The sequence below is a fragment of the Streptosporangium sp. H13245 genome (genome assembly GCF_055690525.1).
The window spans coordinates 73,857-98,576 of the sequence record NZ_JBSZKT010000028.1 but is presented as its reverse complement, the minus strand read 5'-3'; the positions used below and the strand labels follow the sequence as shown (position 1 = coordinate 98,576).

Annotated in this window: 31 protein-coding genes and 1 tRNA gene; 7 read left to right on the top strand and 25 right to left on the bottom strand. The window is 69.7% G+C overall.

Annotation, left to right across the window (positions count from 1 at the left end; genetic code table 11):
- Positions 1–12: 12 nt before the first annotated feature.
- From ACW9TB_RS29325 to ACW9TB_RS29310, 4 genes are all read left to right on the top strand, one after another.
- Entirely contained in the window at positions 13–1,653 is a 1,641-nt protein-coding gene (locus tag ACW9TB_RS29325) for an ABC transporter substrate-binding protein (RefSeq protein WP_472751309.1), read from the top strand.
- Positions 1,654–1,657: 4 nt separating this feature from the next.
- Positions 1,658–2,632 carry an ABC transporter permease gene (locus tag ACW9TB_RS29320; RefSeq protein ID WP_472751308.1) on the top strand — a complete coding sequence of 325 codons (975 nt, stop codon included), beginning with the start codon at positions 1,658–1,660 and terminating at the stop codon, positions 2,630–2,632.
- Positions 2,633–2,765: 133 nt separating this feature from the next.
- On the top strand, positions 2,766–3,635 hold the full coding sequence (locus tag ACW9TB_RS29315; RefSeq protein ID WP_472751307.1) for an ABC transporter permease: 870 nt from the start codon (positions 2,766–2,768) through the stop codon (positions 3,633–3,635).
- Positions 3,632–5,245: a dipeptide ABC transporter ATP-binding protein gene (locus ACW9TB_RS29310; RefSeq protein ID WP_472751306.1), complete on the top strand. Its 1,614-nt coding sequence runs from the start codon at positions 3,632–3,634 to the stop codon at positions 5,243–5,245. The genes ACW9TB_RS29315 and ACW9TB_RS29310 overlap by 4 nt, the downstream gene beginning before the upstream one ends.
- On the opposite strand, the gene ACW9TB_RS29305 is transcribed toward ACW9TB_RS29310, so the two are convergent.
- Positions 5,191–6,447: an MFS transporter gene (locus tag ACW9TB_RS29305; RefSeq protein ID WP_472751305.1), complete on the bottom strand. Its 1,257-nt coding sequence runs from the start codon at positions 6,445–6,447 to the stop codon at positions 5,191–5,193. The genes ACW9TB_RS29310 and ACW9TB_RS29305 overlap by 55 nt on opposite strands.
- Positions 6,448–6,648: 201 nt before the next feature.
- On the opposite strand from ACW9TB_RS29305, the gene ACW9TB_RS29300 reads away from it, so the two are divergent.
- On the top strand, positions 6,649–7,224 hold the full coding sequence (locus ACW9TB_RS29300; protein WP_472751304.1) for a MarR family winged helix-turn-helix transcriptional regulator: 576 nt from the start codon (positions 6,649–6,651) through the stop codon (positions 7,222–7,224).
- 421 nt (positions 7,225–7,645) lie between these two features.
- On the opposite strand, the gene galK is transcribed toward ACW9TB_RS29300, so the two are convergent.
- Positions 7,646–8,818: a galactokinase gene (galK, locus tag ACW9TB_RS29295; protein WP_472751303.1), complete on the bottom strand. Its 1,173-nt coding sequence runs from the start codon at positions 8,816–8,818 to the stop codon at positions 7,646–7,648.
- Positions 8,819–8,980: 162 nt separating this feature from the next.
- Between galK and ACW9TB_RS29290 the strand changes: the two genes are divergently transcribed.
- Positions 8,981–9,054: transfer RNA gene (locus tag ACW9TB_RS29290), tRNA-Ile, on the top strand.
- Between the two features lie 600 nt (positions 9,055–9,654).
- The gene (locus tag ACW9TB_RS29285; RefSeq protein WP_472751302.1) at positions 9,655–10,272 is read left to right on the top strand and encodes a hypothetical protein; all 618 of its coding nucleotides are present in this window, start codon (positions 9,655–9,657) and stop codon (positions 10,270–10,272) included.
- 128 nt (positions 10,273–10,400) lie between these two features.
- On the opposite strand, the gene ACW9TB_RS29280 is transcribed toward ACW9TB_RS29285, so the two are convergent.
- The 23 genes from ACW9TB_RS29280 to ACW9TB_RS29170 all read right to left on the bottom strand — a co-directional run bounded on the left by ACW9TB_RS29280 (position 10,401) and on the right by ACW9TB_RS29170 (position 24,593).
- Positions 10,401–11,807: a tyrosine-type recombinase/integrase gene (locus ACW9TB_RS29280; RefSeq protein WP_472751301.1), complete on the bottom strand. Its 1,407-nt coding sequence runs from the start codon at positions 11,805–11,807 to the stop codon at positions 10,401–10,403.
- Positions 11,807–11,992, bottom strand: a complete 186-nt coding sequence (locus tag ACW9TB_RS29275) for a helix-turn-helix transcriptional regulator (RefSeq protein ID WP_472751300.1) — start codon at positions 11,990–11,992, stop codon at positions 11,807–11,809. Before ACW9TB_RS29275 ends, ACW9TB_RS29280 begins: the two co-directional genes overlap by 1 nt.
- A 116-nt stretch (positions 11,993–12,108) precedes the next feature.
- A complete protein-coding gene (locus ACW9TB_RS29270; RefSeq protein ID WP_472751299.1) occupies positions 12,109–13,296 on the bottom strand; it encodes a DUF3631 domain-containing protein in 1,188 nt (395 codons plus the stop codon).
- A 32-nt stretch (positions 13,297–13,328) separates the two neighbouring features.
- On the bottom strand, positions 13,329–14,630 hold the full coding sequence (locus ACW9TB_RS29265) for a bifunctional DNA primase/polymerase (protein ID WP_472751298.1): 1,302 nt from the start codon (positions 14,628–14,630) through the stop codon (positions 13,329–13,331).
- A complete protein-coding gene (locus ACW9TB_RS29260) occupies positions 14,627–15,067 on the bottom strand; it encodes a hypothetical protein (RefSeq protein ID WP_472751297.1) in 441 nt (146 codons plus the stop codon). The genes ACW9TB_RS29265 and ACW9TB_RS29260 overlap by 4 nt, the downstream gene beginning before the upstream one ends.
- Positions 15,068–15,190: 123 nt before the next feature.
- Entirely contained in the window at positions 15,191–15,895 is a 705-nt protein-coding gene (locus tag ACW9TB_RS29255; protein WP_472751296.1) for a PP2C family protein-serine/threonine phosphatase, read from the bottom strand.
- A 13-nt stretch (positions 15,896–15,908) separates the two neighbouring features.
- Positions 15,909–16,634: a hypothetical protein gene (locus tag ACW9TB_RS29250; RefSeq protein WP_472751295.1), complete on the bottom strand. Its 726-nt coding sequence runs from the start codon at positions 16,632–16,634 to the stop codon at positions 15,909–15,911.
- A gap of 45 nt (positions 16,635–16,679) precedes the next feature.
- Positions 16,680–16,904 carry a hypothetical protein gene (locus tag ACW9TB_RS29245; RefSeq protein ID WP_472751294.1) on the bottom strand — a complete coding sequence of 75 codons (225 nt, stop codon included), beginning with the start codon at positions 16,902–16,904 and terminating at the stop codon, positions 16,680–16,682.
- Positions 16,905–16,940: 36 nt separating this feature from the next.
- A complete protein-coding gene (locus ACW9TB_RS29240) occupies positions 16,941–17,237 on the bottom strand; it encodes a hypothetical protein (RefSeq protein WP_472751293.1) in 297 nt (98 codons plus the stop codon).
- A 275-nt stretch (positions 17,238–17,512) separates the two neighbouring features.
- Entirely contained in the window at positions 17,513–19,729 is a 2,217-nt protein-coding gene (locus tag ACW9TB_RS29235) for a hypothetical protein (protein ID WP_472751292.1), read from the bottom strand.
- A complete protein-coding gene (locus ACW9TB_RS29230) occupies positions 19,726–20,139 on the bottom strand; it encodes a hypothetical protein (RefSeq protein WP_472751291.1) in 414 nt (137 codons plus the stop codon). Before ACW9TB_RS29230 ends, ACW9TB_RS29235 begins: the two co-directional genes overlap by 4 nt.
- Positions 20,136–21,128 (bottom strand): hypothetical protein, encoded by a 993-nt coding sequence (locus ACW9TB_RS29225; RefSeq protein WP_472751290.1) that lies wholly within the window; start codon positions 21,126–21,128, stop codon positions 20,136–20,138. The genes ACW9TB_RS29230 and ACW9TB_RS29225 overlap by 4 nt, the downstream gene beginning before the upstream one ends.
- Positions 21,125–21,271 carry a hypothetical protein gene (locus ACW9TB_RS29220; RefSeq protein ID WP_472751289.1) on the bottom strand — a complete coding sequence of 49 codons (147 nt, stop codon included), beginning with the start codon at positions 21,269–21,271 and terminating at the stop codon, positions 21,125–21,127. The genes ACW9TB_RS29225 and ACW9TB_RS29220 overlap by 4 nt, the downstream gene beginning before the upstream one ends.
- On the bottom strand, positions 21,268–21,495 hold the full coding sequence (locus ACW9TB_RS29215; RefSeq protein ID WP_472751288.1) for a hypothetical protein: 228 nt from the start codon (positions 21,493–21,495) through the stop codon (positions 21,268–21,270). Before ACW9TB_RS29215 ends, ACW9TB_RS29220 begins: the two co-directional genes overlap by 4 nt.
- Entirely contained in the window at positions 21,492–21,887 is a 396-nt protein-coding gene (locus tag ACW9TB_RS29210; RefSeq protein ID WP_472751287.1) for an RRQRL motif-containing zinc-binding protein, read from the bottom strand. The genes ACW9TB_RS29215 and ACW9TB_RS29210 overlap by 4 nt, the downstream gene beginning before the upstream one ends.
- The gene (locus tag ACW9TB_RS29205) at positions 21,884–22,024 is read right to left on the bottom strand and encodes a hypothetical protein (protein WP_472751286.1); all 141 of its coding nucleotides are present in this window, start codon (positions 22,022–22,024) and stop codon (positions 21,884–21,886) included. Before ACW9TB_RS29205 ends, ACW9TB_RS29210 begins: the two co-directional genes overlap by 4 nt.
- Positions 22,025–22,040: 16 nt before the next feature.
- Entirely contained in the window at positions 22,041–22,493 is a 453-nt protein-coding gene (locus ACW9TB_RS29200; protein ID WP_472751285.1) for a DUF3307 domain-containing protein, read from the bottom strand.
- A gap of 335 nt (positions 22,494–22,828) precedes the next feature.
- Positions 22,829–22,960: a hypothetical protein gene (locus ACW9TB_RS29195; RefSeq protein ID WP_472751284.1), complete on the bottom strand. Its 132-nt coding sequence runs from the start codon at positions 22,958–22,960 to the stop codon at positions 22,829–22,831.
- A complete protein-coding gene (locus ACW9TB_RS29190) occupies positions 22,960–23,547 on the bottom strand; it encodes a WhiB family transcriptional regulator (protein WP_472751283.1) in 588 nt (195 codons plus the stop codon). The genes ACW9TB_RS29195 and ACW9TB_RS29190 overlap by 1 nt, the downstream gene beginning before the upstream one ends.
- Before the next feature lie 109 nt (positions 23,548–23,656).
- On the bottom strand, positions 23,657–23,824 hold the full coding sequence (locus tag ACW9TB_RS29185; protein ID WP_472751282.1) for a hypothetical protein: 168 nt from the start codon (positions 23,822–23,824) through the stop codon (positions 23,657–23,659).
- Positions 23,809–24,045, bottom strand: coding sequence for a hypothetical protein (locus ACW9TB_RS29180; RefSeq protein WP_472751281.1), 237 nt, complete (start codon positions 24,043–24,045; stop codon positions 23,809–23,811). Before ACW9TB_RS29180 ends, ACW9TB_RS29185 begins: the two co-directional genes overlap by 16 nt.
- Before the next feature lie 154 nt (positions 24,046–24,199).
- Positions 24,200–24,340, bottom strand: a complete 141-nt coding sequence (locus ACW9TB_RS29175) for a hypothetical protein (RefSeq protein ID WP_472751280.1) — start codon at positions 24,338–24,340, stop codon at positions 24,200–24,202.
- Between the two features lie 82 nt (positions 24,341–24,422).
- Complete coding sequence (locus ACW9TB_RS29170; protein ID WP_472751279.1) at positions 24,423–24,593, bottom strand: hypothetical protein; 171 nt, start codon at positions 24,591–24,593, stop codon at positions 24,423–24,425.
- Between the last annotated feature and the right edge of the window lie 127 nt (positions 24,594–24,720).

Genomic DNA, 24,720 nt, shown 5'->3' with positions numbered 1-24,720 from the left:
GAGGAGAAGAACGTGAAGTTGCGATGGGGCGCCCTGACGCTCGCCGGGGTGCTGGCGCTCACGGCGTGCGGGGCCGGGAACGGGGCCCCGGGCGCGGCGGCCGGTGCCGAGGGCGGCGGTGGCGACGGAGGGTCGCTCGTGTGGGCGGTGGAGACGCAGCCGATCACCTTCAACCCGCACCAGTGGGGCCAGAACAAGGCCCGCCTCCTGGTCCACAACCAGTTCGACGCGCTGATCGCCCGCGGCAGGAACGGCGAGTTCCTGCCGTGGCTGGCCACGTCCTGGAAGGTCTCCGAGGACGGGCTGACCTACACCTTCGAATTCCGCGACGACGTCACCTTCCACGACGGTGAGAAGTTCGACGCCGCCTCGGTGAAGGCCAACCTCGACCAGCTCGTCTCGCCCGGCTACAACGCCGCGGTCAGCGCCATCCAGCTGCGCAACTTCGAGAAGGCGGAGGCGACCGCGCCGTACACCCTGAAGGTCACGCTGAAGGCCCCCGACGGGCTGTTCCTGGACTTCCTCTCCTCCCCGTACGCGGGCCAGGTCTCCCCGAAGTCGCTGAAGAACGCCAAGGATCTCAAGGCGGGCGGCGTCGACGTGGTCGGCACCGGGCCGTTCGTCCTCGACCGGTTCACCCCCGGCCAGGAGGTCCACTACAAGCGCAACCCGAACTACAACTGGCCGCCCACCGGCGCCGCCCACCAGGGACCGGCGCACCTGGCCGAGATCACGTACCGCTTCCTGTCCGAGGCGGCGGTCCGGGTCGGCGCGCTCACCTCCGGGCAGGTGCAGGTGATCGAGGGCGTGCCCGCCACCGAGATCGGCCTCATCAGGAGCGACCCCGCGCTGAAGCTGGAGACCAGCCTCAACTCGGGGAGCGCGTTCTCCTACTACTTCAACACCTCCCGCCCCCCGTTCGACGACAAGCGGGTCCGTGAGGCGTTCCGCGACGCCGTCGACGTGGACGCCGTGCTCGACTCCGTCTACCAGGGCACCGCCAAGCGGGCCTGGAGCGTCATCGGCCAGGGCAGCCCGCAGTTCTACGACCCCTCACTGGAGAAGACCTTCGGCGGCAACCCCGCGCGGGCCAACCAGCTGCTCGACGAGGCGGGCTGGAAGGAACGTGACGCCGAGGGCTTCCGGGTCAAGGACGGCAGGAGGCTGACCGTGCGGACCGTCAACGCCGCGCCGTTCGTCCGCGACCGCCGCGACATCCTCGCCCAGGCCGTCCAGGCGGCCGTCAAGCAGAGCGCGGGGATCGACTTCCAGGTCAAGATCGTGGACCAGGGCACCGCGCAGAAGGCCGTCGACGAGAACGAGTACGAGATCTTCGAGAACTCGCGCGGCGACAGCGACGCCGGGGCGGCGCTCAACCTGATCCTGGCGAAGGACGCCGCGATCAACCGCACCAGGTTCGGGACCGCGGAGCTGGACAAGCTGCTCACCGACGCGTCGGCCACCTCCGACCTCGCCGAGCGCAAGGAGCTCTACGCGAAGGTGCAGAAGACCGTCGTCACCGACGAGGCGATCCTGCTCCCGATCTACGTTCCCGCCGACCAGGTCGCCTACGGCGCCGGGGTCACCGGGATCACCTTCGAGCCGGTCTCCGGCACCCCCAACAGTGCTTACGACGTCCGGATAGGGACGTGAACACGTGAGCACTCTCACACTCACCCGGCGGCGGGGGCTGGCCGCCGCCGGGTGGCTCGGCCCGGTGGTCCGGCGGCTCGGAGCGGGCGTCGCCGTGCTCTGGGCCGCCGCCACCGGGGCCTACCTCGCCCTGCTGCTCGCCCCCGGCGACACGATCGACGTGCTGATCGGCGACGGCGGCCTCGACACCCCCGAGCGGCGGGCGCAGATCATCGCCGAGTGGGGGCTGGACCGCTCCCCGCTCCAGCAGTACGGCGACTATCTGCTCCGCCTGCTCCAGGGAGACCTGGGCCACTCCTACGTGCTGCAGCGCGGCGTCGGCGACATCCTGGCCTCCCAGATCCTGCCGACCGTCCAGCTCGCGCTCACCGCCGCGCTCTTCGGGGTCGTCCTGGCCCTGGTACTCGCCCTGAGCACCGCCGGGCGCCGCTCCTGGTTCGGCGGCCTGGTCGGGCTGTCGGAACTGGTCACCGTCTCGGTCCCGCCGTTCCTCGTCGGCATCCTGTTGCTCGCCGTCTTCTCCTTCACCCTCGGCTGGTTCCCCGTCTCCGGGGACAGGGGACTCGTCTCCCTCGTCCTGCCGGGGCTGGCGCTCGGGCTGCAGGTCGCCGGGGTGCTCGGCCAGGTGCTCCGCGACGGCCTGGAACGGGCGCTGGAGGAGCCGTTCGCGGTGACCGCCCGTTCGCGCGGCATCACCGAGTGGCGCCTCGTCGCCCGGCACGCCCTGCGCCACGCGCTGCTCCCCGCCGTCACCCTCACCGGCTGGTTCGTCGGCTACCTGCTCGGCGGCGCGATCATCGTGGAGGCCGTCTTCGGCCGCCCCGGGCTCGGCCAGATCACCGTCAGCGCGGTGAACAGCAAGGACATGCCCCTGGTGATGGCGGTCGTGCTGATCTCCGCCCTCGCCTACGTGACGGTCAGCACGATCGTCGACCTCGCCTACCTCGCGATCGACCCCCGCCTGAGGAGGAGCCGATGACGGTCCCGCTGGAAGAGGAACCGGTGGCGTCACGGCCGTCGTACTGCCTGAGGTCGCCGTACTGTCTGGGGTCGTCGTACCGCCTGGGGGCGCCGCGTCGCTTGGAGTCGTCGCGTCGTCCGGGGAGGGGGCGGTGACGACGATCACGGAGGTTCCCGGTGTCGCGTCCGCCGCCCCCGCTCCGGCCGGGCGCGGGTACGGCCTCAGCGCGCAGCTCGTCGCGCCGCTGCTGTTCCTGGTGGTCGCCGCGGTCGCCGCCGTGGCGCCCGGCCTGCTGACCGGTGTCGACCCGCTGGCCGCCGACCCGCTGCACGCGCTCGCCGGGCCGAGTGCCGAGCACTGGTTCGGCACCGACCACCTCGGCCGCGACGTGCTGTCGCGCGTCGTGTACGGCGCCGGCCACTCGCTGAGCATCGGCGCCGCCGCCATCCTGCTCGCCGCCGGGGCCGGTACCCTGCTGGGCGTCCTGGCCGGGCTGGCCCCCCGCTACCTCGACGAGCTGCTCAGCCGCCTGTTCGACGTCGTGGCGACCTTCCCGGAACTGCTGCTCGCCCTGCTGGTCATCGCCATCACCGGTCCCGGCACCGGCAACGTGATCCTCGCGATCGGCATCGCGCAGATCCCCAACTACGCCCGCGTGATCCGCGCCCAGACGTTCGTGGTGCGCCGCTCCGGCTACGTCGAGCAGGCGGTCACCTTCGGCCTGGCCAGGCCGGTGCTGATCGTCCGCCACGTGCTGCCCAACGTGCTGGGCCCCCTGCCGGTGCTCGCCACGATCGGCATGGGCACCGCCATCATCGCCACCTCCGGGCTCAGCTTCCTCGGCATGGGCCCGCAGCCGCCCAGCCCCGAGTGGGGCTCGATGCTGTCGGAGGCCCGTAACTACCTGCGCGTCGCCTGGTGGAGCGTGCTCTTCCCCGGCCTCTCCGTCACCCTGACCGTCATCAGCCTGACGCTCGTCGGGCGCCGCCTGCAGCGTCGTTTCGAGGGGAGAAACCGATGAGCCTCATCGACGTCGAGGACCTGCGGGTCGGCTTCCCCCGCGCCGGGGTGCGGGCCGTACGGGGAGTGAGCCTGTCGATCGAGGCGGGCGAGTGCGTGGCGATCGTCGGGGAGTCCGGCTCCGGCAAGAGCGTCACGGCCAGAACCCTGGTCGGGCTGACCGGTCCCGGCGCCGAGGTCACGGCCTCCCGGTTCGCGGTGAACGGAGGGGACGCGCTCCGGTTCGGCGCCCGCGACTGGCGGCGGCTGCGCGGCCGGTTCGCGGGGCTGGTGCTCCAGGACGCGCTGACCTCGCTCGACCCGCTCCGTACCGTCGGCGACGAGATCGCCGAGGTGCTCGCCACCCACGACGTCGTACCCCGCGCCGCCAGGAAGGAGAGGGTGATCGAGCTGCTGGAGGCGGTCGGGGTGCCGGAACCGGAGGTGCGGGCCCGGCAGTACGCCCACCAGCTGTCCGGGGGACTGCGCCAGCGCGCCCTGATCGCCTCCGCCATCGCCGCGGGGCCGCCGCTGATCATCGCCGACGAGCCGACGACCGCGCTCGACGTCACCGTACAGGCCCAGATCCTGCGCCTGCTCGCCGCCCGCAAGGCCGAGGGCACCGCACTGCTCATGATCAGCCACGACCTCGCCGTGGTCTCCGCCGTCGCCGACCGCGTACTGGTGATGAAGGACGGGGTGGTCGTCGAGGAGGGGCCGACGGGACGCGTGCTGTCCGCGCCCCGGCACGACTACACCAGGCTGCTGCTCGCCGCCGTCCCCTCCGCCGCCTCGCGCGGCACCCGCCTGTCCGCCATCGCCGCCGGGGGAGTCGCGCTGCGCACCCCGCTGCCGGAGCGGACCGTCGACCACGCCGCGCCGATCCTGGAGGTCTCTGGACTGTCGGCCGCGTACGGCTCGCGCACGGTGGTCGACGACGTGTCCTTCGAGGTCCATCCCGGTGAGACGCTCGGCATCGTGGGAGAGTCGGGCTCGGGGAAGACCACGGTCGCCCGGCTCGTCCTCGGCCTGCTCGAACCCGCCTCGGGGCGGGTCCTGCTGGGCGGCGAGCCCTGGTCGGGGATCCGCGAGCGCGCACGGCGTTCCCGCAGGTCCCGCATCCAGGTGATCTCCCAGAACCCGCTCGACTCCTTCGACCCCCGCTACACGGTGGGCCGCCTGGTCGGGGAACCCCTCCGCGAGGTCCCGGGTTCGCGGAGAAAGGAGCGGGTGGCCGAGCTGCTGGGCCGGGTCGGCCTCCCGGCGGACGTCGCCGACCGGCACCCCCGGCGCCTGTCCGGCGGCCAGCGTCAGCGGGTGGCCATCGCCAGGGCCCTCGCCACCCGCCCCGACGTGCTCGTCTGCGACGAGCCGGTCTCCGCGCTGGACGTGTCGATCCAGGCCCAGGTGCTCGACCTGCTCGCGGAGATCCAGGCCGCCGACGGGACCGCGCTGATCTTCATCTCCCACGACCTCGGGGTGGTCCACCACATCGCCGACCGCGTGCTGGTCATGCGCGGGGGGCGGGTCGTGGAGGAGGGACACGTGGACGAGGTGTTCTTCCTGCCCCGGCACGACTACACCCGCGAGCTGCTCGGCGCGGTGCCCAAGCTGGTGTCGGCCGAACCCTGACGGAGGCCGCGGATGTCGGGCAGGACCAGCACCCCGAGGCAGGAGAGGGCCAGCAGCGCCGCCGCCCCGTACAGGGTGGAAGCCGTGCCCACCGCGCCGGCCAGCGGCCCGGCCAGGGCCATGCCGAGAGGGGTCAGCCCGAGAGAGAGCAGCCAGTCGTACGCGGACACCCGTGAGATCGCCTCGGCCGGGATGTGCTCCTGCACGGCGGTCTCCCACAGGGGGGCCATGAACGCCAGGCCGCCGGTCATCAGCCCGTAGGCCGCCGCCACGATCAGCGCGGACGCCCCGGCGGCGAGCAGGACCAGGGGCAGCGCGCCGAGCGCGAGCGCGAGGTTCGCCGCGACCAGGGGCTTTCGCGGCCTCACCCGGAGCGCCAGCAGCGCGCCGCACAGGGCGCCGACCGTGCCGCCCTGCACGATCGTGCCCCAGGTGAGCTCGCCGCCGAGGCTCGTGACGGCGATCACGGGCCCGATCGTGATCAGGGCGCAGCGGCTGAGGTTCCACACGGAGTGGCCGACGAGGTTCGTCCAGTACCACCGATGGCGGCGCAGCTGCGACCAGCCCTCGGCCAGCTGCCTGCCGAACCGCTCGCGTGGCGTGGGCGGGATCGGCGCGAGCCGGAGCCTGCCCAGCAGCACCGCGCTGGCCGCGAACGTCACGGCGTCCAGGAGCAGCGCCCAGCCGGGACCGGCGGTCAGCGCGAGGGCGGTGGCGACCCCCGGGCCGAGCAGCACGGACCCGCGCTGGGCGATCGCCATGAGCGCGTTGGCCCGGGGGAGGTGCTCCGCCGCCACGGTGGCGGGCACCAGACCGGTCGCGGCGGGCAGGAAGAACGCCGAACCGGCCCCCGAGACGGCGGCCAGCGCCGCCAGGTGGACGACGTCGACCGTTCCGGTGATCAGCTCGACGCCCATGGCGGCGTGGGCGAGCCCGCGCACCACGTCCGCGCCCATCATCACGCGACGGCGCGGGAGGCGGTCGGCCCAGACACCGCCGGGCAGCATCAGCGCCACCATGGCGACCGACTGGGCGGCCAGGACCACCCCGAGGTCGGTGGCCGAGCCCGTCGCGGTGACGATCGCCAGCGCCAGGGCCACGGAGGTGATGGAGTCGCCGATGTACGACAGGGCCTGACCGGTCCACAGCAGACGGAAGCGGCGGTCTCGCAAGGGGGCCCACGGGCCGGATGAAGGAGGCATGTACGGAAAAGTACTACGAAATCATAATGTATGCATCCGTATTAAAGCTGGCCCGCTGGAGGGCGGCGTTACTCTGTGGGCACGCCGGAGCCTGACTTCATTTGAAGCTGGCCTGCTGGAGAGCGGCGTTACCCTGTGGGCACGCCAGAACCCGACTCCATTTGAAGATGGCCCATCGGAGGGCGGCGTTACCCTGTGGGCATGCCAGAGCCTGACTCCATCGACCGGCACATCGCGCACTGGTCCCGCGAGCTGTCCGACCTCGACCCGCAGACCGAGGGGATCGTCACGCGCATGCAGGCGCTCGTGCGGCTGCTCAAGCGGAGCCGGGACGCCTGGATGACCGCCGGAGGGCTCAAGGCATGGGAGTTCGAGGTTCTCCACCACCTGGTCGCGGCCGGGCCGCCCTACCGGGCGACCCCCTCGCTGCTGGCCGGGTGGCTCGACACCCACCCGGCCACGCTCACCAACCGGCTCGACCGGCTGGAGCAGGCCGGGTACGTCGACCGCGTGCACGACCCCGGAGACCGCCGCCGCCTGCTCGTCGCGCTGACCCCCGCCGGACGCGCCGTCTGGCAGGAGCGCATGGACCAGGGCGACCTCTCGGAACGGGCCCTGCTCGGCCCGCTCGACCCCGGCGAACGCGAGGTCCTCGACGGCCTCCTGCGCCGGATGGTCCACGCCGCGGAACGGGACGGCCCACCCCTGATGCCCGACTGGCCGTCGAAGTCGAACCTGGGCGCGGTCTCGGACCCGGACCCGAGTCCGGATGCGTGATCAGGCCCGTACCCGGCTCCGGACCCGATGCCCCTCTTTCCCCCGCCACCGTCCCCGCGGCCCCGCCCCTGAAATCACAGGTTGGGAACCGGCACCGAGACCGACGGACGGGCGATCTCAGGATCGGGACAGGTGGCCGGTGTGCCTGGGACCAGGTCGGTCAGGTCGTACCGAAGCAGACCGGGTGGGCTAGGTGACCCGGCGTATCGAGCGGGGCGAGTGGTCCGGCGTACCGAAGCGGACCGGATCGGTCAGGTGACCCGACGTACCGAAGCGGACCAGGTGGGCTAGGTGACCCGGCGTATCGGGCGAGTCAGGTGACCCGGCGCACCGAAGTGGACCGGGTGGGTCAGGTGACCCGGCCTACCGGAGCGGACCGGGTAGGTCAGGTGGTCCGGCCTACCAAAGTGGACCGGGCCGCTCACAGCAGTCGGCGGGCTCCCCCGGCCGGGGTCGCCGGGTAGACCTCCGGTGCGGCCCAGCCGCGCTCGGCGTAGGCTCCGGCCACCGACTCCCGTACGGACTCCACCCGGTCGTCGGCGACCAGCGCGATCGCCGACCCGCCGAATCCGCCTCCGGTCATCCGTGCCCCTCGCGCCCCGCCCCTGATCGCCGACTCGACGGCCACGTCCAGCTCGGCGCAGGACACCTCGAACTGGTCGCGCAGCGACAGGTGGGAGGCGTTCAGCAACGCCCCGATCTCCCGTACTGCTCCGGCCCGCAGCAGCCCGATCACCGCCTCGACCCGGTGGTTCTCCGTCACCACGTGCTGGGTGCGTTTGCGCTCGTCGCCGCTCAGCTTCGCGAGGGCGCCCGCCAGGTCCGTGACGTCGCGCAGCGCGTCGACCCCCAGGCGCCTGGCGGCGTTCTCGCAGTCCTCGCGGCGGCGGGCGTACTGCCCGTCGGCGAGCTCGTGGTGCACCCCGGTGTTGATGATCAGCAGCTGCATGCCGTGACTCGCCAGGTCGAACGGGATGTTCCTGCTCCCGAGGCTCCGGCAGTCGAGGAACAGCGCCTTCCCCTCCTCGCCGAGCGCGGAGGCCGCCTGGTCCATGATCCCGCACGGCATGCCCACGAAGTCGTTCTCAGCCTTCTGAGCGGCGAGGGCGATCTCCATCTTGGTCAGGCCGAGCCCGTACAACTCGTTCAGCGCCGTACCGACGACCACCTCCAGTGCCGCGCTCGACGACAGCCCCGCCCCCTGCGGCACGTCCCCGTCGATCACCACATCCGCCCCGCCGACCGGGCGCCCCCGGCCCTGTACCTGTCTCTCTCCCCGGCCCTCTTCCCCGCCCTCCTTCCGCTCCGCTTCGCGGAGGGCCCAGAACACTCCGGCCACGTAACGGGCCCAGCCCTCGGCCTCGTCGAGCGTCGTCAGCGTCACCGGCTCACCCGCCTGCAGCGACCGCAGCCTGATCACCCCGTCCTCGCGCGGCGACACTGCGGCGGTGACCCCCCACGGCAGGGCGAACGGCAGGACGAATCCGTCGTTGTAGTCGGTATGCTCCCCGATCAGGTTGACCCGCCCCGGAGCGTGCCACACCCCGGCAGGCTCCGCACCGTACGAGTCCCTGAAAGCTCCAACAACGCGCATGATCCAACACTCCTCAACAAGGTCCACCGGTAGGGTAGCGACTCCCCCCGAAGCCCGGTCCCGCGCCCGGTTCCGCCGAAGGTCACATCTTGAACCCGTCCCGCCCGGCAGGTGTGCGAACAGCGCCTACGTTTGGTTGAATGCCGCGTACGGCGTGCGCGAGGGGCGGTAGCTCAGCCGGTTAGAGCAGGGGACTCATAATCCCTGGGTCGCGGGTTCGAGTCCCGCCCGCCCTACCCCTCATGGCCACCTGAAGAGCGTCCCCGACCTGCGTGTTCGTGGCCGGGGGCGCTTTTGTCATGTCCGGCCGTCTACGGTTGTCGATGGGTGTTTGCGGTTGATCGTTCCCAATGCCTTCCCAGAGTTGGTGAAGATCATTGGCCATGAGGGCATACGGCAGACGCTGAAGCGAGAGCAGGGTGAGGAGGAGGGGAGTGGAGCCACAGGATGGAGTCATTGGCTGTAGCGGGCGGGGGCCTTGATGCCTCCGGCAAAGACGCGTTCTGGCTCTAGGGTGATCGCCGTTTCACGGGCTGAGGCTGCAGGTGGCTGAAATGGCCACGTTCTTTCTGCCTGCGATCGACCCAGGCAAGCTCAGCAGACCAGCGCCTCTGAGGTAAGCCCGTCTGTGCACGTAGGGCAACTAGCGGGTGAGGAAGGTCACCGAGAGTAGATACATGCGAAGTTGAGCTTGCCCTTCTGTTCTCGATTTGCTGCCCTTCGGGGTGGATCGACAGCGGGCGAAGATCGGGAATGTGCGAGTCCGCATGCTTGCCCAGAGGCGGAAGCGTAGCCGATCTGCTGACGTAGGCATCTCGATGCGTCATAATAACTCGATGACAAAAGAGCTTGGAGCTTTGTTAGCGCAAGTCATTCCTGTCGTGTTGCTTGCTCTAATTCTTCAGATCAGTCAGTCATTACGACAAGCTATCCGTCGCTCTAGTGATGTCAAAAGTAGTGCTAGCCGATTAAGTGAAAGTCATTCTCGTATAGCTGAATCTGCATCAGATGCGCTCGACTCTGCTAAGAAGAACGGCGATGTCGATGAGGTTGCCGAAGCCGCGGTTCGGATGGAAAAAGTTCGAGCCATGGGCGAAGAGGTTGATCGCGCAAGTAGGCAGGGTCAAGAAATTAGCCGTGGGGTGACTCGGACTTATACCGGGTGGACGGTCTATCAGGGCATCACTCTCCTTCAATTGGGCGTTGCGGAGATGGCGAGTATTTTTGCGGCAAGGTCGCAACATGGTTCTCCGCAGTGGACGTGGCTGTTAGCTCAAACCGCCATTCTGTCAGCCTTAATTGTCATTGTCATTTCTCCAATGTTAGAGTGGCATATCCTCTTAAGGGATGCGGCTCGTAAGGATGGAGTTACCTTGCGCGCAGTTGTTGTCCCTATCTCTTTTGCCGTATTGCCAACCCTATTGTTTGTTGTACTTCTTTTTTGGGCTGGTTAGTGCTTTGGGAATCCGTCGGTCGAGGGATGGTCTCGCATATTGGGATTATGGCTGCAGGTGGGGAGATGGCTGATCCTGCTTCCGCTGTAGGTAGAGGCTGGATCGACGAATTAGCCGTTAGTGGAGAATCAGTTACTCAGGGCTGTAGCGATGCGCTGCTTGGAGAGTTCGTCCTGACCGGCGAGACATTTGGCGTAGATCTTCAGTAGTACATCTACGCTGTGTCCTGCCCACATGGCAACTTGGGTAGGAGGCACTCCAGCATTGAGCCAGGTGGATAGGCAGGCATGTCGAAGGTCATAAATACGCTTTCCGAGCGGGGTGGCGTATTCAGCTTCAGTTAGTACTCTGGCGCGGGCCTTGTCCCACGCGCGCCGGTAGGTAATAGTTGGGAGGCTGCCGCCGTTGACGCCGGTGAACAGGTGGCCACTCTCGCCAGGCGGGAAAGCGGCCAAATGAGAACGGAGGAACTTAACCAGTTCTGGCGTGCAGGGAACGGTACGGCTATCGCCTTTAGCGCGATGTTTAAGCTGGCGTTCTTCCCGCTGAGTGCCCCCATCGGTCCATTCTTTGCCTACATCGGGCGCTGCCGTACGGAACCGCAGCTCTCCCCACGCGTCCGGCGACTCCTCCCACTCCTCCATTTCCTCGTTCCATTCCAGAGCGGGCAGGATCACGTTCGCCGCACGGAGGTCCATCGCCTCCTCGGGCCGTAGGCCAGCGAAGTAGAGAACCGCGAAGAAGGCCACCAATCTCGGGCCGCTCCGTTGCTGTGCTGCCACGGCGGTCAAGAGCTTCCGGGCCTGGGCAGGGTTGACGACGCAGTCACGGTTGACCTCGTGTGAACTCTTCGGAGCTTGCCACTTCAGTCCCCGTATCGGGTTCGCGGTGAGCAACTTCAGTTCAACCGCGTAGTCCAGGGCGTTGAAGAGAATTGCCCGGTTCCGGCGCGCAGTGCTCGCCGCGACAGCCTTGCCGTCGAGTTTGGACGTTGCGATATCCAGAACCTTGCGCATGGTCGCGGCATCTTCAAGCGTCGAAACCATGCAGGTGCTTCGCTTCAACCATTCGAGAACGGAGTCCTCGGTCGAACTGCTGTCTCTGTCCTTGGTGTTGAAGGCCCAGCGTATGAGCGCCTTTCGGATCTCCTTATCGGACGGTTTGTCACGGTCGGCGGTGAGCATGGCTGGGGATGCCGCTGTGAGGGCTCGCGCGATGTCACGCCTGTATCCGGCAGAAGCGCGCTTCCACTTCATGTCCACGTAGGCGGTGGCGAAGTCGTACCAACTCATGTCCGGCCGTTCGGCGCGGTTCCACGAGACGGGTTCACCGGTGATGAGGCTGAATGCCTCACCGCTGCGTGCGGCGGTGATCAGGGCGCTTCGGTAGGTGTCCGCCTGAGCTTCCTTCGGAAATGGCTTCTTCCAGGGCTTCCCTGCGGTCTGCCACAACACTCGGTAGGACGTCACCTTGCCGTCCTTGTTCTTGCGGGTCTCGGTCTTGTAGACGCGAACGTTGTAGGTCGTGTTTTTCATCAGGCGGCGCCCTCCAGGCTGGTCAGCCAGCGGTCATAGTCAGCACGGCGGACACGGAGGTCTCCGTTGGGAAGCTTCATGCACTTGGGGGCGCGGCCTTTCTGGCGCCAGTCGTAGAAGGTGGATCGGCTGATGTCGAGGTCTTCGCAGATGTCGGCGATGGTGAGCTTTTCGCCCTTGGGCATGGGTGTCTCCTGGCAGGTCCGCGGCAGGTCGGAGCAGTTGGGAGGGGGGAGCCGTCCCAGCCGTCCCAGCCTCATTTGTGCTGGTCAGGCTGGGACGGCTTGTTTTGCTGGGACGGCTAAGCCGTCCCACGGATGGAAGCCGTCCCGCGTTGACCTGCGATGACGAGGCTGGGACGGCTGGGACGGCTACCCCCCTCGAACAGGGGGATCTCGCTGTCCTGCGGGGTGTCGGGCGGGTGTGGCAGGGGGCAGTAGCGCGCCCAGGCGTCGAGGAAGTCGGCGCGCTGGTAGCCCTTGGCCTGGGTGCCGTCGAGGAAGCGGATGTTGGCCGAGCGGATCTCGTACTCCCGCAGGATCACGCCCAGCTTCATCGCGCTCAGACCGGCCGGGCCATAGTCGGCCCACGGCGCTTCAGTGTCGCTCTTGAGCCGCTCCAGCAGGGTCGCGGTGGGCAGGGCAGGGTCGGTGCCGAACGCGGTGCGGCAGTCGGCCAGCAGCCTGACCCGGGTCGAGGTCTCGCCGTTGTCGTCGGCCTCGGCGGTGAGAGCGAGCACCGCGGCGCGGGCGCGCTCGGGCCAGTGGCCCCCGGCGTAGTCGGCGACGGCGACCAGTGGTTCCCAGGTGTCGGCGGCGCGGTCTTCTACCGGCATCGCCGGTTCGGCCTGCTCCAGGGTGGGCAGGTCGGCGCGCAGCCACGCGGAGAGGTCTTCGGCCAGCTGGCGCAGCAGGGGACGGTCCCGGCGGTGGCGGTAGGGGGCGACGCTTTCGCCGGGGGCGCGTCGGCGCATGCGGACGACGACGGCGCGGTCTTCGATGGTGTCGGGCATGGCGCCGATTCCGGCGAGGGCGGCCATGGCGAAGGTCGGGATGGACTCGACGCGGCCGGTGTTGGCGTCGTAGCGCTTGGCCGGGCGGTTGCGCTGGTGTCCGGCGTTCAGCAGCCCGCGCAGGTCCTCGTTCCCGTCTGCCTTCGGCCCAAAGATTGTGTCGGCCTCATCGACCAACATCGTGGGCGGGTCCTCGCTGATCGAGCGGTAGACCGCAGCGGATGAGGAGTTGACGGTGATGAACGGGTCATGACAGCACGCCTCGACCACGTCCAGCAGCCGGGACTTGCCGCACCGCTTTTCCGGGGCGCGGATCACCAGCCGCGGGGCGTGCGCCCACGCGGGTTGGGCGTGGCTGGCAGAGATCCACAACACCACCGCGTCCGCGGCTTCGGGAGTGGGCAGGATGACGTAGCGGGTCAGGGCGGCCAGCAGCGCGTCCAGCAACATCGCACCGTGGCTAACGGGTTCGGACATGGACTCAGCTCCGAGGTGGTGAGGCGAGGTGGTCACGCGGCGAGTTTCCGGGGACGCTTGGCACCGGCTTTGAGACCGGAGGCGATGGTGTGGATGGTCTCGGCGGGGCTCAGCCCGGCATCGCCCCCCTGTTGTTCCAGCAGGGTTATCACCTCGATCTCGGCGAGCGCGCCCCCGGCAACGAGTTGACCCAGGGCAACGGCGGCCAGGTAGAGCGAGCCGTTGCGCTGGCCGTGCGGGGCGGAGGCGACGCGGTCCAGCTCACGGGTAATGGCCGCGTGCAAGTAGGCGCCATGTCGGGTGGCGGGCAGGGCCAGGTGTGCCGGTTGCGGCGTGGGCCGGGGCGGGGGGACAAGCTGCTGAAACAACCAGGGGGGCAGCGGGGCCGGGGTCGTGTTGTGCAGTACCTCGTAGGTGCCGGTGCCGTCCGGCAGGTCTACGTAGCTGCCGGGTCCCAGGACGTAGCCGCCGTTCGCGCGGGTGTCGATCAGCCATCCCAGTCCGCCCCAGGCACCTTCGGTGTTGCGCAGCTCCACCCCGTCCGGGGCGGTGAAGTACAGGTGCATGCCCCCGCGGCGGGTGCGAACGGTGAAGGTCTCGAACGGCAGGGATTGCCCGGCGCGCTCGCACAGTACGGCGAGCACGTCGGCGCCCTCGTTGACGCCCGGCAGGTCCCAGGAAGGCGGCGGGCTCTGCCCGTCCTTTCGGGTGTCGAGGTCGATCACGACCAGGTTGGAGGGTCCGCAGGCGATGCCGATGTTGTAGGGAGCGCGCGACCAGCAGCGCCGGATCAGGCCGGGGTCGGTGGTGGCGTTGGTCTCCCAGTCGGTGAAGCCCTTGAGCGGGGGCTTGTCACCGATGGAGACGGGAAAGACGTACCAGCCGCGGGCAGCAGCGGCCAGCGCGTAGCGCAGCCGACCAGCGCTCGGCGCGGCGGTGGCCATGGCGGGGCCTTCCGGGTGCGGGTAGCGGTGAACGGGAATGCTGGCGCGTTCGGCCAGGGCGGCGGCGTGGGTGGCGCCGGGACTGTTGTCGCGGATGAAGGCCAGGCAGACATCGGCGCCGAGAGCGACCATGTCGGCGTTGCGCAGCAGCCCGGCGCGCTTGCCGCGGGTATCCCAGTCAGCGGGGTGGCGCTCGACGCGTCCGCCCTGCTCGGCCCAGAGGGTTTCGGCGATGGCGTCGGCGCCGCGCGGGCAGGCGCCGGAGACCAGGACGGCGGTGCCGTCGCCCCACTGTTCGGCCAGCGCGGCGCGGATGGTGGCGGTGTCGGTCCAGGTGCGCGAGCCGGTAAGCAGGATGCGGCGCACGGCTTGGTCATCGGGGGTGTTCATGCGGCGTGCCCCTCGATCGTGGCCGGACCGCTCTGGGTGAGCAGGGCGGCGGTGATGGCGATCTCCAGACAGGTCTTGTGGGTGGGGCGGTCGTCATCATCGAGGTAGTGCGCGGTCTTGCCGCACGACCAGCAGGGGTCGGGGCGCGGACCGGTCCAGGTCATGCAGTTGGTGCAGTTCTTGGGGTGGCGGGGCGGCGAGCCGGGGCCGGTGGTGACGCGGATCAAGCAGCACAGGACGCAGCCGGTGCGGTGGTGGCGGACGGGCCGGGGCGGGGTGTGCCAGTTGAGCAGGATGCGGCCCTCATGCAGCCGGTAGCGCTTGCCCTGGTAGGTCAGCATCTGCTCGGCGGTCGTCGGCTTCACCGGGCGCAGCGGGTAGAGACCGGGCGTGGCGACGTCGGGTGGGAGTTTCGCATCGGTGATGGGGCGGGTCATGATGGATGGGCCTCTTTCTCTGGCCTTCGGGTCGGTGATCGGTGAGGTGAGCGGGCACGCCCGGCGTGGGTTGACTTGGTGGTTTGGCCATGCCGGGCGTGCTCGCGGGGTTGGTGTGCGGTCCTACGCTGTCGAGCGGGCCAGGATCACCACGGTCGCGTCGTCCCGGTACCCGCCTTCATCGGCACGGGCGGCGGCCACGATGGCGTCCGCGAGGGCCTGCGGCTCGTGCTGGTGCGCGCGCACCAGCGCCACCAGTTCGTCGTAGGGCACCCCGTCCGGGACGCCATCGGAGACCAGCAAGACCAGCTGGTCGGCGGGGATCTCCACCTGGTAGATCGCCGCCATCACCGCACGACTCACTGTGGTTCTGACCCAGTTGTCGTGCTCCGCAGCCAGCTCGACGGGGACACCGTTTTGGCGCAGCTGCTCGCCCACGGTGTGGTCGGTGGTGAACTGGCGCAGCTCGGTGTCGCTCCAGCCGTACGCCCGGCAGTCCCCGATCCAGTGGATCATCGTGACGTCGTCGTAGAGGGCCGCGAGGACTGCGACCGCGTCCGGGTCATCGCCGTCGATGGCCGGGGCGTTGAGCAGGTCGCTGGCGGCGAGCAGTCCGGCCATGCCGCCCCGGTGGGCGGCGACTCGGGCGGCGACATCGGCCAGCAGCTGTGAGTTCGCGGCGATCTCGGGTGAGTTGCCGATGCCGTCCACGACCACGGCGATGGTCCGGTCGTCGGTGGCCCAGATCCGGGTGGCGTCGCAGTTGTGGGGGCGGGTACCTCGCCGGGTTGCAACGGCGATCATCCGGTCATCGGGTGTAGTGGTCATGACGGGTGTCCTTTCAGTGGTCGGTGTTCGTGGTGACCAGGTGGGTGGTGGTGGCGGGCACGGTGGCGTCGGTCAAGCGGTCGCGCAGCGCGGTGGCCAGGCTGATCAACTGGTCGGCGGCGGCGATCCCGCCGGGCAGGTCGAGCAGGTAGGCGATTCCAGCGGGGGTGTGGGCGTCGGGGTGGGCGGTGAGGTAGGCGTCCCACCGGTTCAGCTGGCCGATTGCGTTGGCCTGGCTGATCAGCTGGGCGGTGGCCTGAGCGAGGTCGGCGCCCTCGGGCAGGGCGGTGGCATCCCAGCGCAACGTCCTGGCGTCGTGGTGCGGGGTGGGGTAGCCGTGGGGCGGGGGCAGGGGCTGTACCCACTTGCCCAGCAGGGTGGTGCAGCGCGCGCAGACCTGCTGGGGCTGGTGCCGGGTGCCGGTGCTCGGGTCGGTCCAGCCCTCCGTGGTGCGGGGCTGGTGTCCGGTGGCTGCGCAGTCGCGTTTGGCTGCGCAGGACTCGCAGCGCCACCGCTCGGCCTTGGCCGGGACGTCGTCGCATCCGGGGGCGGGGGCGGGCTCGATGTCGCGGGCGCGGCTCCACCCGCATTCCTCGATCGTGGCGCGGGCGACGGTGAGGGCGGAGAAGTGGTTTTCGCTGTCATGGTCGTACTCGCTGCGGCAGTCGCAGCAGCGGGCCAGGAAGCAGATGGTGGTGGTGAAGGCCGGGCGGCCGGTGATGGTGTCCGGGGTGGACATGACGGGATCTCCTGTCGGTGAGTGAGGCAGTGGATCGGTTCGGGGTCAGCAGCTGCTCGCGTCGTCCTCGTTTTGGTGCTCGCCCTGCTCGGGCTCCTGCTCGCTGCCGTCGCGGTAGCTGCCGTCCTCGATCGGCTCGGGCGGGGTAACCGCCACCGTGACGGCGGCGCACGCGGATTTGGCGGGCAGGCATGCGGTGAGGGTGAAAGCCGCGGCGAGGGCCAGCAGGACAGGGGTAGTGCGGCGGGTGATGGCGGTCGGGGTGGTCATGGCGGCGGGTCTCCGATTCGGAAGCGGCGAGGGGGGTTAGTGGGTGATGTCGCGGTAGAGGCGTCGGCTGTAGTTCCAGGCGCGGCGGCCGGTGCGTAGCTGGAGACCGGTGCCGTCGCAGCGGCGGCAATAGCGGCGCTTGGAACCGAGGCGCGGGGCGTGTTTGCCTTCGCCGTCGCAGCGGCTGCAGGGGCCGAACGGGGCCAGTAGGCAGCGCAGAAGGTAGAAGGCGGACCATGCCAGGGCGGCGAGAATCAGCCAGCCGATCAGCGCGGCATGGGAGGCGAGGGGGGTAGCGGCGGGGTGGGTAGCGGTAGCGGCCAGGAAGGGCACGGCAGGGCCTCCGGAGGGCGTTCAGGGCGTGGGAGGGGGTGCCCGCTACCCGCTACCTGCGGGTATCCGGGCTGATCAGAGCGCATGTGGGGGGTAGCGGGAGCGGTAGCCTGCCCGCTACCGGTAGCCGGGCTCGCGCTACCTGCTGACCGCACCGGGCCGGGGCGAAGAGGGGCGGGGCGGGAGTTCTGCCGACCGTTTGCAGGCCGGTTGCCGATCGGTCGGCAGAGTTCCCGCGCGGCGCAGGGGCGGGGCGTGCCGCGGGTTCGCCGTGGTTAGGCGGCGGGGGTTTGGCGCTGAGCCAGGGCGGCGGTGATGGCGGCATGCTTGGCGCCCTTGAGGACCTGGCCGTCGCGCTTGATGTTGACGCTGGCCACCCCGAGGGCGCGCAGCTGCGCGGAAATGGTCTCTGCGGTCAGGTCGGTGTAGTGCTCAGGGATCCGCTCGGCCAGCCGGGCGGCCATCTGCGCCCAGTCCATGCCGGTTTCCCCGGACTGGAAGACGCTCGCAGCGTCGGCGAGGACGTCGCGGGTTTCGCGGAGCATGGTCTGTCCGGCGGCATGCCCGGACAGGGTTCCGGCCCGCTGACGCAGGGCGCGGGCGGCGGTCAGGATCTTCTCGGCGTCCTCGGCATCGGCCAGGTGGCAGCGCACGGTGGGCGTCTCATCAGAGGCGCCGCGCAAGATGCCAACCCCCTTGTAGCTGGGGAGCAGCACGGAGGAGTCGAAGCCTTCGGCGTAGCTGCCCGCGCCCAGCACCATGTCCGAGACGGTGTAGGAGCCGGTGCGCAGCGCGAAGCGCACCTGGTGGTTGTCGCGGAAGCTGGTGAAGGCGGTCGCGACGTCACCAGTGCCAACCCCGCCGGGCTTTTGGGTGGCGTCCAGCACGATCACCCCGGCGGCCGGGGCGACCTTGACCAGGTAGACCAGCAGGTTGGAAATCTCCTTGTTCAACTCCTTGTCGCCGGTGTCGAAGTACTCCTGGCACTCGTCGATGACCACCAGCCGCACCGGCATCCCGTACTTCGGGTCGCGGGCGATGTCGCGGGTCAGCTTGCCCTCGGGGCAGACCTCCACCGGCAGTTCGCTCAGCTTCTGGTAGCGGTGCTGGACGTCGGTTTTGAGGTCGCGGAGCATCTGCACGAAGATCTCCAGCGGGTCGCCGTCGCGGGTCATCGCGAACCCGAACGAGCACGAATGCGCCACCAGCGCGAACTTGCGCCAGTCCGGTGAGCCCTTGCCGTCGAACACATCCAGGCGCACGTAGGGGTCGAGGGCGGCGTACAGGGCCAGCAGCCGGGCGGTGAAGGACTTACCGCGCCGGGGCTGGGCGCCGACCAGGATGGACACCCACAGCATGAGCAGACAGACCTGCCGTCCACGCTCGTCGATACCGAGCGGCGCGGGCTGCCAGATGTCGGTTTCCTTGCATGCCAGCAGCGGGGTTCGGCCCGCGGGAGCGGCGAGCGGGTCGGCGTCGGCCACCCACAGCCAGTGGCTGCGGTTGCTGGCCGGATCCCGGCTCAGGGTCACCTGTGCGATGGAGACGTCCAGGCCGGAGGCGATCTTTTCGCGGGCTTTGACGGCTTCGGCGAAGGTCCGGCCGTAGGGCAGGTTGATCAGGACCTTGGAGCCGTTGCCGTCGCGGGCCATCTGCGCGCCGAACTCGATCTGCTGATCGGCGCGGTCGGGGTGGCCGAGCCCGGCGGCGTAGTAGGCGCGCAGCACCACATCGGCGTTGAGTTTGCGGTAGCGGCGGGTCACCACCGCTGGGGCGATGATCGGCTGCCCGGCGGGGTGTCCGCGGTGGGCGAGCAGCGGGATCAGGGCGGCGATGGTGAGCAGCTGCACCCACAGCGGCAGCCCTGCCACGATCAGGGCGGCGATGGTTAGCGCGATGACCTGGAGGGCGAGGATGATGCCGCGCCAGCGGCGGGTGGACTTGCCCTCGCGGTGCAGCTTGAGCCACATCGCGGCATCGTTGTCGGTGGCGGCCTGCTGCTGCAAGGTGTACTGCTCGCTGACCCACCACCAGCGCAACTGACGGCTGATCAGCCGGACCATGCCGACCACCGACCACCGCACGGCTTGGACCCCGTACCAGGGCAGGCGCACGGTGTGGAAGGCGGCCACGTACCCGGCGCGGTGCGCGGCGGCCTGCGCGCTGGCCGACCGGTTACCGCGGTGCAGGCCGGTCGGGATGATCGGCCGACGCCCCTCGGTCGGCACGCTTCCGGGCACGATGCCATCGCCGGGCAGGTCCACCGGCGTCGGCGCGGCGGGGGCGGACGGCTCCTCGTCGAGGGTGATCTCATAGGAGGTCTCGGACGCGGCGCGGTCGGCGGCCGGTCCGGTCATCGATTCGACGCCCCAAGCGGGGTAGCTGAGGACGGTCGGGGGCAGTGTCTGGCCGGTCGGCTGCTCGGGCAGCGGGGCCAGGTCCGGGGGCATCGGGGGGTGGTGGCTGTTGGTGGTGGCCGGGATGTCGGTCATGATGAGGTCACCTCGTACGTGTTCGAGCGGGCGGGGTTGCGGGGCGCGGCCACTGTTCTTGGCGGAGTGGGGGCCGTGCCCCGTACGGGACGGATCGGGGACGACGTGCGGTCGAGGGACTCGGCGGTGACGAAGTCGAAACCGCTGGCGGTAGGGCGGAACCGGTCCAGCAGAATGCGCGTGGTGGAGCCGCGCATGTCGCGGGTGTTGCTGAGTGGGCTGCCCTCGGGGCGTTTGGCGGCCAGGGTGAGTTCCCGCTGTACCTCGTAGGAGTTGGTCAGCGTGGTGCAGACGGCGCGGTTGCCCTCGATGCGTTCCACTCGCAGCGTGCGCGTGCCGAAGAGGTCGCGGCGGTCGCGCCAGATGCTTCTGGCGGTGACGGGGTGGGTTGGCGGGATCTTCTTGGTCATCGGGCCTCTCCTTCAGCCAGTGCGTCACGCACCGCGCGGGCGGTGTCCATGCCGCACCGCAGGGTGCGCTGAATCCGGGTCGCGCTGGGGGCAGGGGGCAGTTCTCCACCGTCAATGAGCAGGCGCACCCGGTCGGCCAAAGCCGTGATGTCCTCCCCCAGAGGGGTGGTGTTCGCCCTGTACGTAGGGCCAGTAGGGGCACTGGTAGGGCCGCCGTGGTTCAGGCGGGTGAAGGCGGCCAGGATGATCGGCAGCGCGGTGACGATGGCGACCGCGACCACCGGCCCGAGGATGTGCAGGACCAGCCGGGAGAAGGAGAACATCTCCCCTACGGGAAGGGACCAGGGCAGGTAGGGCCAGGCGTTCATGCCGAGCGTCAGGGCCAGGAACAGCCACTCGATCCGGACCAGGGTCGGTGACTCGATGGGCTGTCCGCGGGTGGCGAGGTAGGCGCGGGCGCCGACGACCACGAGCAGGGCCAGGGACATGAACGGCTCGACCAGCCAGGCGAACACCCACGAGGGCGACCAGGCCGGGGCGCCGTCAGCGGCGAAGGTCTGCACACCGGCCGTCGACCACGCCAGCGCCAATGTGAGCGACACCATAGCCGCGGCCACCAGCATGCGGCGCATCCGGGCGGCCTGCCAGGCACGCATCGCCGGATCCTGGCCCAGCTCATGCAGCCGGGCTGCTTCGTGTGCCTGCTTGCGGCGTTTGCGTACCTTGGCGGTGTCCACCAGCAGCGGCGCGGCGTCGTCCTGCAAGAGGGCGAGCTGGTTGGCCTCGGCGACCTCGGCGCGCAGCCGGATTACGCGTTTGGTTTCCCCGGTGGGCTCGACCAGCCGCGCCACCGAGGCGTTGGAGGTGTTCGGGGTGTCGGGGCGGGTGGGGGCCTGGTTGGCGAGGCGTTCCAGGTCGGCCAGGCCGCGTGAGACGTCGCCGGGGGTCGGTTCCGGGGTCGGGTCGGGGGTGGGGATCGTGATGCTCACGGGTCCTCCTGCTCGTCGCAGGTGTCGAGGTCGGGGTGGGTGGCCAGCATCCGCACGTAGGCGTCGGCCTCGGCGAGGGTGCCGCAGAACAGGACGGTTCGCCCGTTCGCGCCGAGAACCCGCTGGATTTTCCGGCCGGTCACGGCATGTCCTTCCGGTGGGTGATCCGGCAGTGGGTGATCTCGATCCGCTGGCCGATGCGGTCGGCGGTGAGGTGGTAAATCAGGTACGCGCTCAGGGCTTCCACCGGGCCGGGGCGGGCCACCTCGACGCGGCCGGATGCCGATATGCGCCGCGGGGTGTCGTAGATGGGGTGCAGGTCTTCGGGGAAGGTGAGTTCGATGTCGTAGTCGTAGACGGCGCTCATGCCGCGGCCTCCATAGCGTCGGCAGCGTCGGCGCAGTCCAGGCAGGTGCCCAGGTGACGGGGCAGCACGTAACCGGCGTCCTGGCCGCAGTCGGGGCAGGTGCGGCGGGCGGCGTTGGCCTTGGCCAGCGCTTCGAGCTGGGCGGGGGTGGCGGTGCGCTTGGGCAGCGCGAATCGCACGTCGTAGAGGTAGGCGGCGCGGATGCCGGGGGCGCCGTGGCGCTTCGAGCGCCACAACACCTGTGCCTGCACGCCCTGCCCGCCGGGTCGCAGCCCTTCGGCCGTTAGCTGGCGGCGGGTCAGCAGGTGCGGCGGCGACATCCGCCAGGGGTAGGTGGGGATGCTGTACCGGGTACCGGCCGGGTCCCAGAAGGCGGCGCGGATACGGCTCACTGCTCCTCCTCGGTGTCGTCGTCGGTCCTGTCGGTGATGGTGAAGGGGAGGGCGGTGATGCCGACCTGCTGGCCGTCGATGATGATCCGGCCGTTCTTGGTGATCTTGACCGGGCCGTGGTGGTTGTAGACGGGCATGGGTCTCACCTGCCTTTCAGGCGGCGATGATGAGGGCGGCGATGAACAGGAAGCCGATGTGCCAGGACTGGTCGAGGGCGTAGGCGCCGGTGCCCAGGTGCGGGGCGTCGGCGGTGCCAGGGCGCGGGGCGCCCATCCGGTAGAAGTCGCCCTTGCCGAAGCGCTCGGCCAGGCGGGCGAGGGTGACGCGCCGATCAGCCCAGTAGTGCGAGAGGGCATCCACCCCCAGCCCGGCAAGGACGGCAATCGGGTGCAGCGTCAGGCCGGTCACCAGGGCGAGCGCGGCCAGCGCGGCACTCTTGGTCGCGGTGAGGGTGACCACGTGCCGCAGGCAGGCCAGCCGTCCGGCGGCGGTGGGCGCCCCCTTGGTGCACGCCTGGCCGTGGGTCTGCACCCAGTGATCCCCCACCGAGTGCGCGGCGAACAAGGCCGCGAACACCGCGGCGAAGGTCGCGAGATTGCTGGTCATGAGGTCCACCTGAGGGGTTAGAAACCGGAGTGGGAGCGGGCCAGGGCGCGGCAGGTGCCACACCGGGAGACGTGCCGGGCGCCGTGGGAGCGGCACAGCTCCACCTGCCCACACTGCGTACGGCAGCGCGGGCACGTGGTAGCGGCGTGGTGCTCGTGCTCGCAGTCGATGCACTGGAAGCGGCCCATCACCGGCCACCCCCGCACGGGATCAAATCGACGGCGTCCCGGCAGCTCTCGCAAGCCGGGTCATAACCGAAGGTGTGCAGCGGGCAGCGCGCCAAGTCCTCGCTGCGGTGGAGGCCCGAGCACAGCGGGCACTGGTAGCGGCCCATCTCAGATCACATCGCTTTCGGTACACGGGCAGATGAACTCACCCAGGCCGTTGGTGGGGCAGCCGGAGTCGTAGCCGCTGTGACACTCCTCGTCCCAGCAGCACGGGCACTCGGGGCACTTGCCGTCGTCCATCACGCCACCTCCGCGATCAGCACCGGGACGGGAACGGTGGCGAGGGCGGGGGCGGCGGTGTCGGCCAGCTGGCCGAGTTCCGGGGCGGTCAGAGCAGCCCACACGCCCGAGGCGGGCAGGGCGGCCAGCGCGTAGGCCAGGCACACCGCCTTGAACGGGCACGGCGCGCAGACCTCCCGCGCCACCATCTCCCGCGCCAGCTGCTCCGGGCCGGTTTCCGGGGTGGTGGGGCCGGTGTGCAGCTCAGGGTCATACACGCATTCGGCGTTCTCGCCGAACACCCCGCGGGCGGGGTGGGTGGGCTCGATGGAGAAGGTCTGCAGGCGCAGCCCGATGAAGGTCGCGCCGTAGGCGGCGGCGAACGAGCGCGCCGAGCCGGTCAGGGCGGGCAGGGCCGAGCCGGTCGCGCACACCTTGACCATGCGGCCCTCATAGCGTTCCACCACCGCCCACGCGGGGCTGCCGGTGATGGGGGTCTGTCGGCGCAGCTGCGCGCCGACCTGCTCGACACTCACCGTGTGCCGCGACGGCACGCGACGGCCGGGGGTGGGCGGGGGTGTGGTGTCGAGGGGGGCGAGGTTTGCCATGATGGCGGGAACTCCTTGACTACTTACACGGTGGGAGAGGGGGCCGGGGCGGCTTCGGGTCTTGGCGGATACGAGCCGCCCCGGCATAAATCACTGGCGCTGACCGAGGTCAGAGGGCGCGGCAGTTCAGAGCGTGATTATCGGCGGCGTCGCGGAAACCGGCGCTGGTGTCTCCGCAGCCCTCGCAGGTCCACGAGCCGTACTTGTCGCGGGAGGAGCGGGGCGTCCATTTCACGATCTGGCCGCCTGCGGTGCGGTACTTCACGGGCTTTGCCATTGCTGCTCTCCTTGAGCGGTGCGGGAATCGGTGCGGGAATCGGTGGGAGCGGCGCGGTGTAGGGGGGAGTCGAATCGGGGGTCGCGGTAGCGGCGGACGCCGAACCCGGTACGGGTGATCTGCCAGCCCAGCCGCTCGGCGATCCGGTCGTCTCGGGCGCACAGGGCCTCATCGGCCTGGGCGATCCAGCGCGCGACCAGGCAGCGGACAGGGCCGGTCATCGGGTCGGCAAGGTGCCGTGACCCTTGCAGGTCCGGCACTTCAAGCCCTTGACCACCCAGCCCTTGCCGACCACGGCATCATGGGTGATGCGTCGGCCCACGCCTTCGCAGGTCGGGCAGAGCAGCGGGGCGGGCCGTGCGCCGGGCAGGCGGATCACTGCTTGGCGCCGTTCGCGCTGTTGTTGCCCTGGCAGAGGGGGCAGGGGTAGGGGCCGGAACCGGGGTTCCGGATCTGACCGTTGCGGCAGTCCGACGTACACACCTCGGACTTGGCCACGCTGAACAGACGGGTCATGATGGTTGTGCTCCCTTGCGGAGTAGTGGGCTGCCCTTACGTCTTCGCGGATGAGGAGGGCAGCCCCGTTTTCGTGGGGGTATCAGCCGAGAGCGCCAGCAAAAGTCGCCAGCTGGCCAGCCACCGTCATCAGGCCGTTGAAGGCGCCCATCGCGAATGCCGCAGCGTTAACCGGCTCCCGAACGATGAAGAACAGAGCCAAGATCACGGCCAGGATGGGGAGAAGGCGACGGGGCTTCGGGGTCGGAATCATCGAGCGGACTCCCTCTCGGGTCTACGGATCTGCTGAACAGGTCCTGTAAGATATAGAACATGTACAGTCGTCGGGAGTCAAGGCTTGAGGGTCCTGTTTTCTGGAGAGGTCCCGCTGTGCTGGCTCA

Coding starts and splice junctions, on each gene's coding strand:
- ACW9TB_RS29310 (WP_472751306.1), top strand. CDS start 3,632: ATGAGCCTCATCGACGTCGAGGACCTGCGGGTCGGCTTCCCCCGCGCC.
- ACW9TB_RS29195 (WP_472751284.1), bottom strand. CDS start 22,960: ATGGACGACGGCAAGTGCCCCGAGTGCCCGTGCTGCTGGGACGAGGAG.
- ACW9TB_RS29280 (WP_472751301.1), bottom strand. CDS start 11,807: ATGAAAAACACGACCTACAACGTTCGCGTCTACAAGACCGAGACCCGC.
- ACW9TB_RS29275 (WP_472751300.1), bottom strand. CDS start 11,992: ATGCCCAAGGGCGAAAAGCTCACCATCGCCGACATCTGCGAAGACCTC.
- ACW9TB_RS29200 (WP_472751285.1), bottom strand. CDS start 22,493: ATGACCAGCAATCTCGCGACCTTCGCCGCGGTGTTCGCGGCCTTGTTC.
- ACW9TB_RS29300 (WP_472751304.1), top strand. CDS start 6,649: ATGCCAGAGCCTGACTCCATCGACCGGCACATCGCGCACTGGTCCCGC.
- ACW9TB_RS29255 (WP_472751296.1), bottom strand. CDS start 15,895: ATGACCACTACACCCGATGACCGGATGATCGCCGTTGCAACCCGGCGA.
- ACW9TB_RS29305 (WP_472751305.1), bottom strand. CDS start 6,447: ATGCCTCCTTCATCCGGCCCGTGGGCCCCCTTGCGAGACCGCCGCTTC.
- ACW9TB_RS29175 (WP_472751280.1), bottom strand. CDS start 24,340: ATGACCCGTCTGTTCAGCGTGGCCAAGTCCGAGGTGTGTACGTCGGAC.
- ACW9TB_RS29185 (WP_472751282.1), bottom strand. CDS start 23,824: ATGGCAAAGCCCGTGAAGTACCGCACCGCAGGCGGCCAGATCGTGAAA.
- galK (WP_472751303.1), bottom strand. CDS start 8,818: ATGCGCGTTGTTGGAGCTTTCAGGGACTCGTACGGTGCGGAGCCTGCC.
- ACW9TB_RS29270 (WP_472751299.1), bottom strand. CDS start 13,296: ATGTCCGAACCCGTTAGCCACGGTGCGATGTTGCTGGACGCGCTGCTG.
- ACW9TB_RS29260 (WP_472751297.1), bottom strand. CDS start 15,067: ATGACCCGCCCCATCACCGATGCGAAACTCCCACCCGACGTCGCCACG.
- ACW9TB_RS29265 (WP_472751298.1), bottom strand. CDS start 14,630: ATGAACACCCCCGATGACCAAGCCGTGCGCCGCATCCTGCTTACCGGC.
- ACW9TB_RS29190 (WP_472751283.1), bottom strand. CDS start 23,547: ATGGCAAACCTCGCCCCCCTCGACACCACACCCCCGCCCACCCCCGGC.
- ACW9TB_RS29180 (WP_472751281.1), bottom strand. CDS start 24,045: ATGACCGGCCCTGTCCGCTGCCTGGTCGCGCGCTGGATCGCCCAGGCC.
- ACW9TB_RS29170 (WP_472751279.1), bottom strand. CDS start 24,593: ATGATTCCGACCCCGAAGCCCCGTCGCCTTCTCCCCATCCTGGCCGTG.
- ACW9TB_RS29215 (WP_472751288.1), bottom strand. CDS start 21,495: ATGAGCGCCGTCTACGACTACGACATCGAACTCACCTTCCCCGAAGAC.
- ACW9TB_RS29245 (WP_472751294.1), bottom strand. CDS start 16,904: ATGACCACCCCGACCGCCATCACCCGCCGCACTACCCCTGTCCTGCTG.
- ACW9TB_RS29205 (WP_472751286.1), bottom strand. CDS start 22,024: ATGCCCGTCTACAACCACCACGGCCCGGTCAAGATCACCAAGAACGGC.
- ACW9TB_RS29285 (WP_472751302.1), top strand. CDS start 9,655: ATGACAAAAGAGCTTGGAGCTTTGTTAGCGCAAGTCATTCCTGTCGTG.
- ACW9TB_RS29235 (WP_472751292.1), bottom strand. CDS start 19,729: ATGACCGACATCCCGGCCACCACCAACAGCCACCACCCCCCGATGCCC.
- ACW9TB_RS29250 (WP_472751295.1), bottom strand. CDS start 16,634: ATGTCCACCCCGGACACCATCACCGGCCGCCCGGCCTTCACCACCACC.
- ACW9TB_RS29230 (WP_472751291.1), bottom strand. CDS start 20,139: ATGACCAAGAAGATCCCGCCAACCCACCCCGTCACCGCCAGAAGCATC.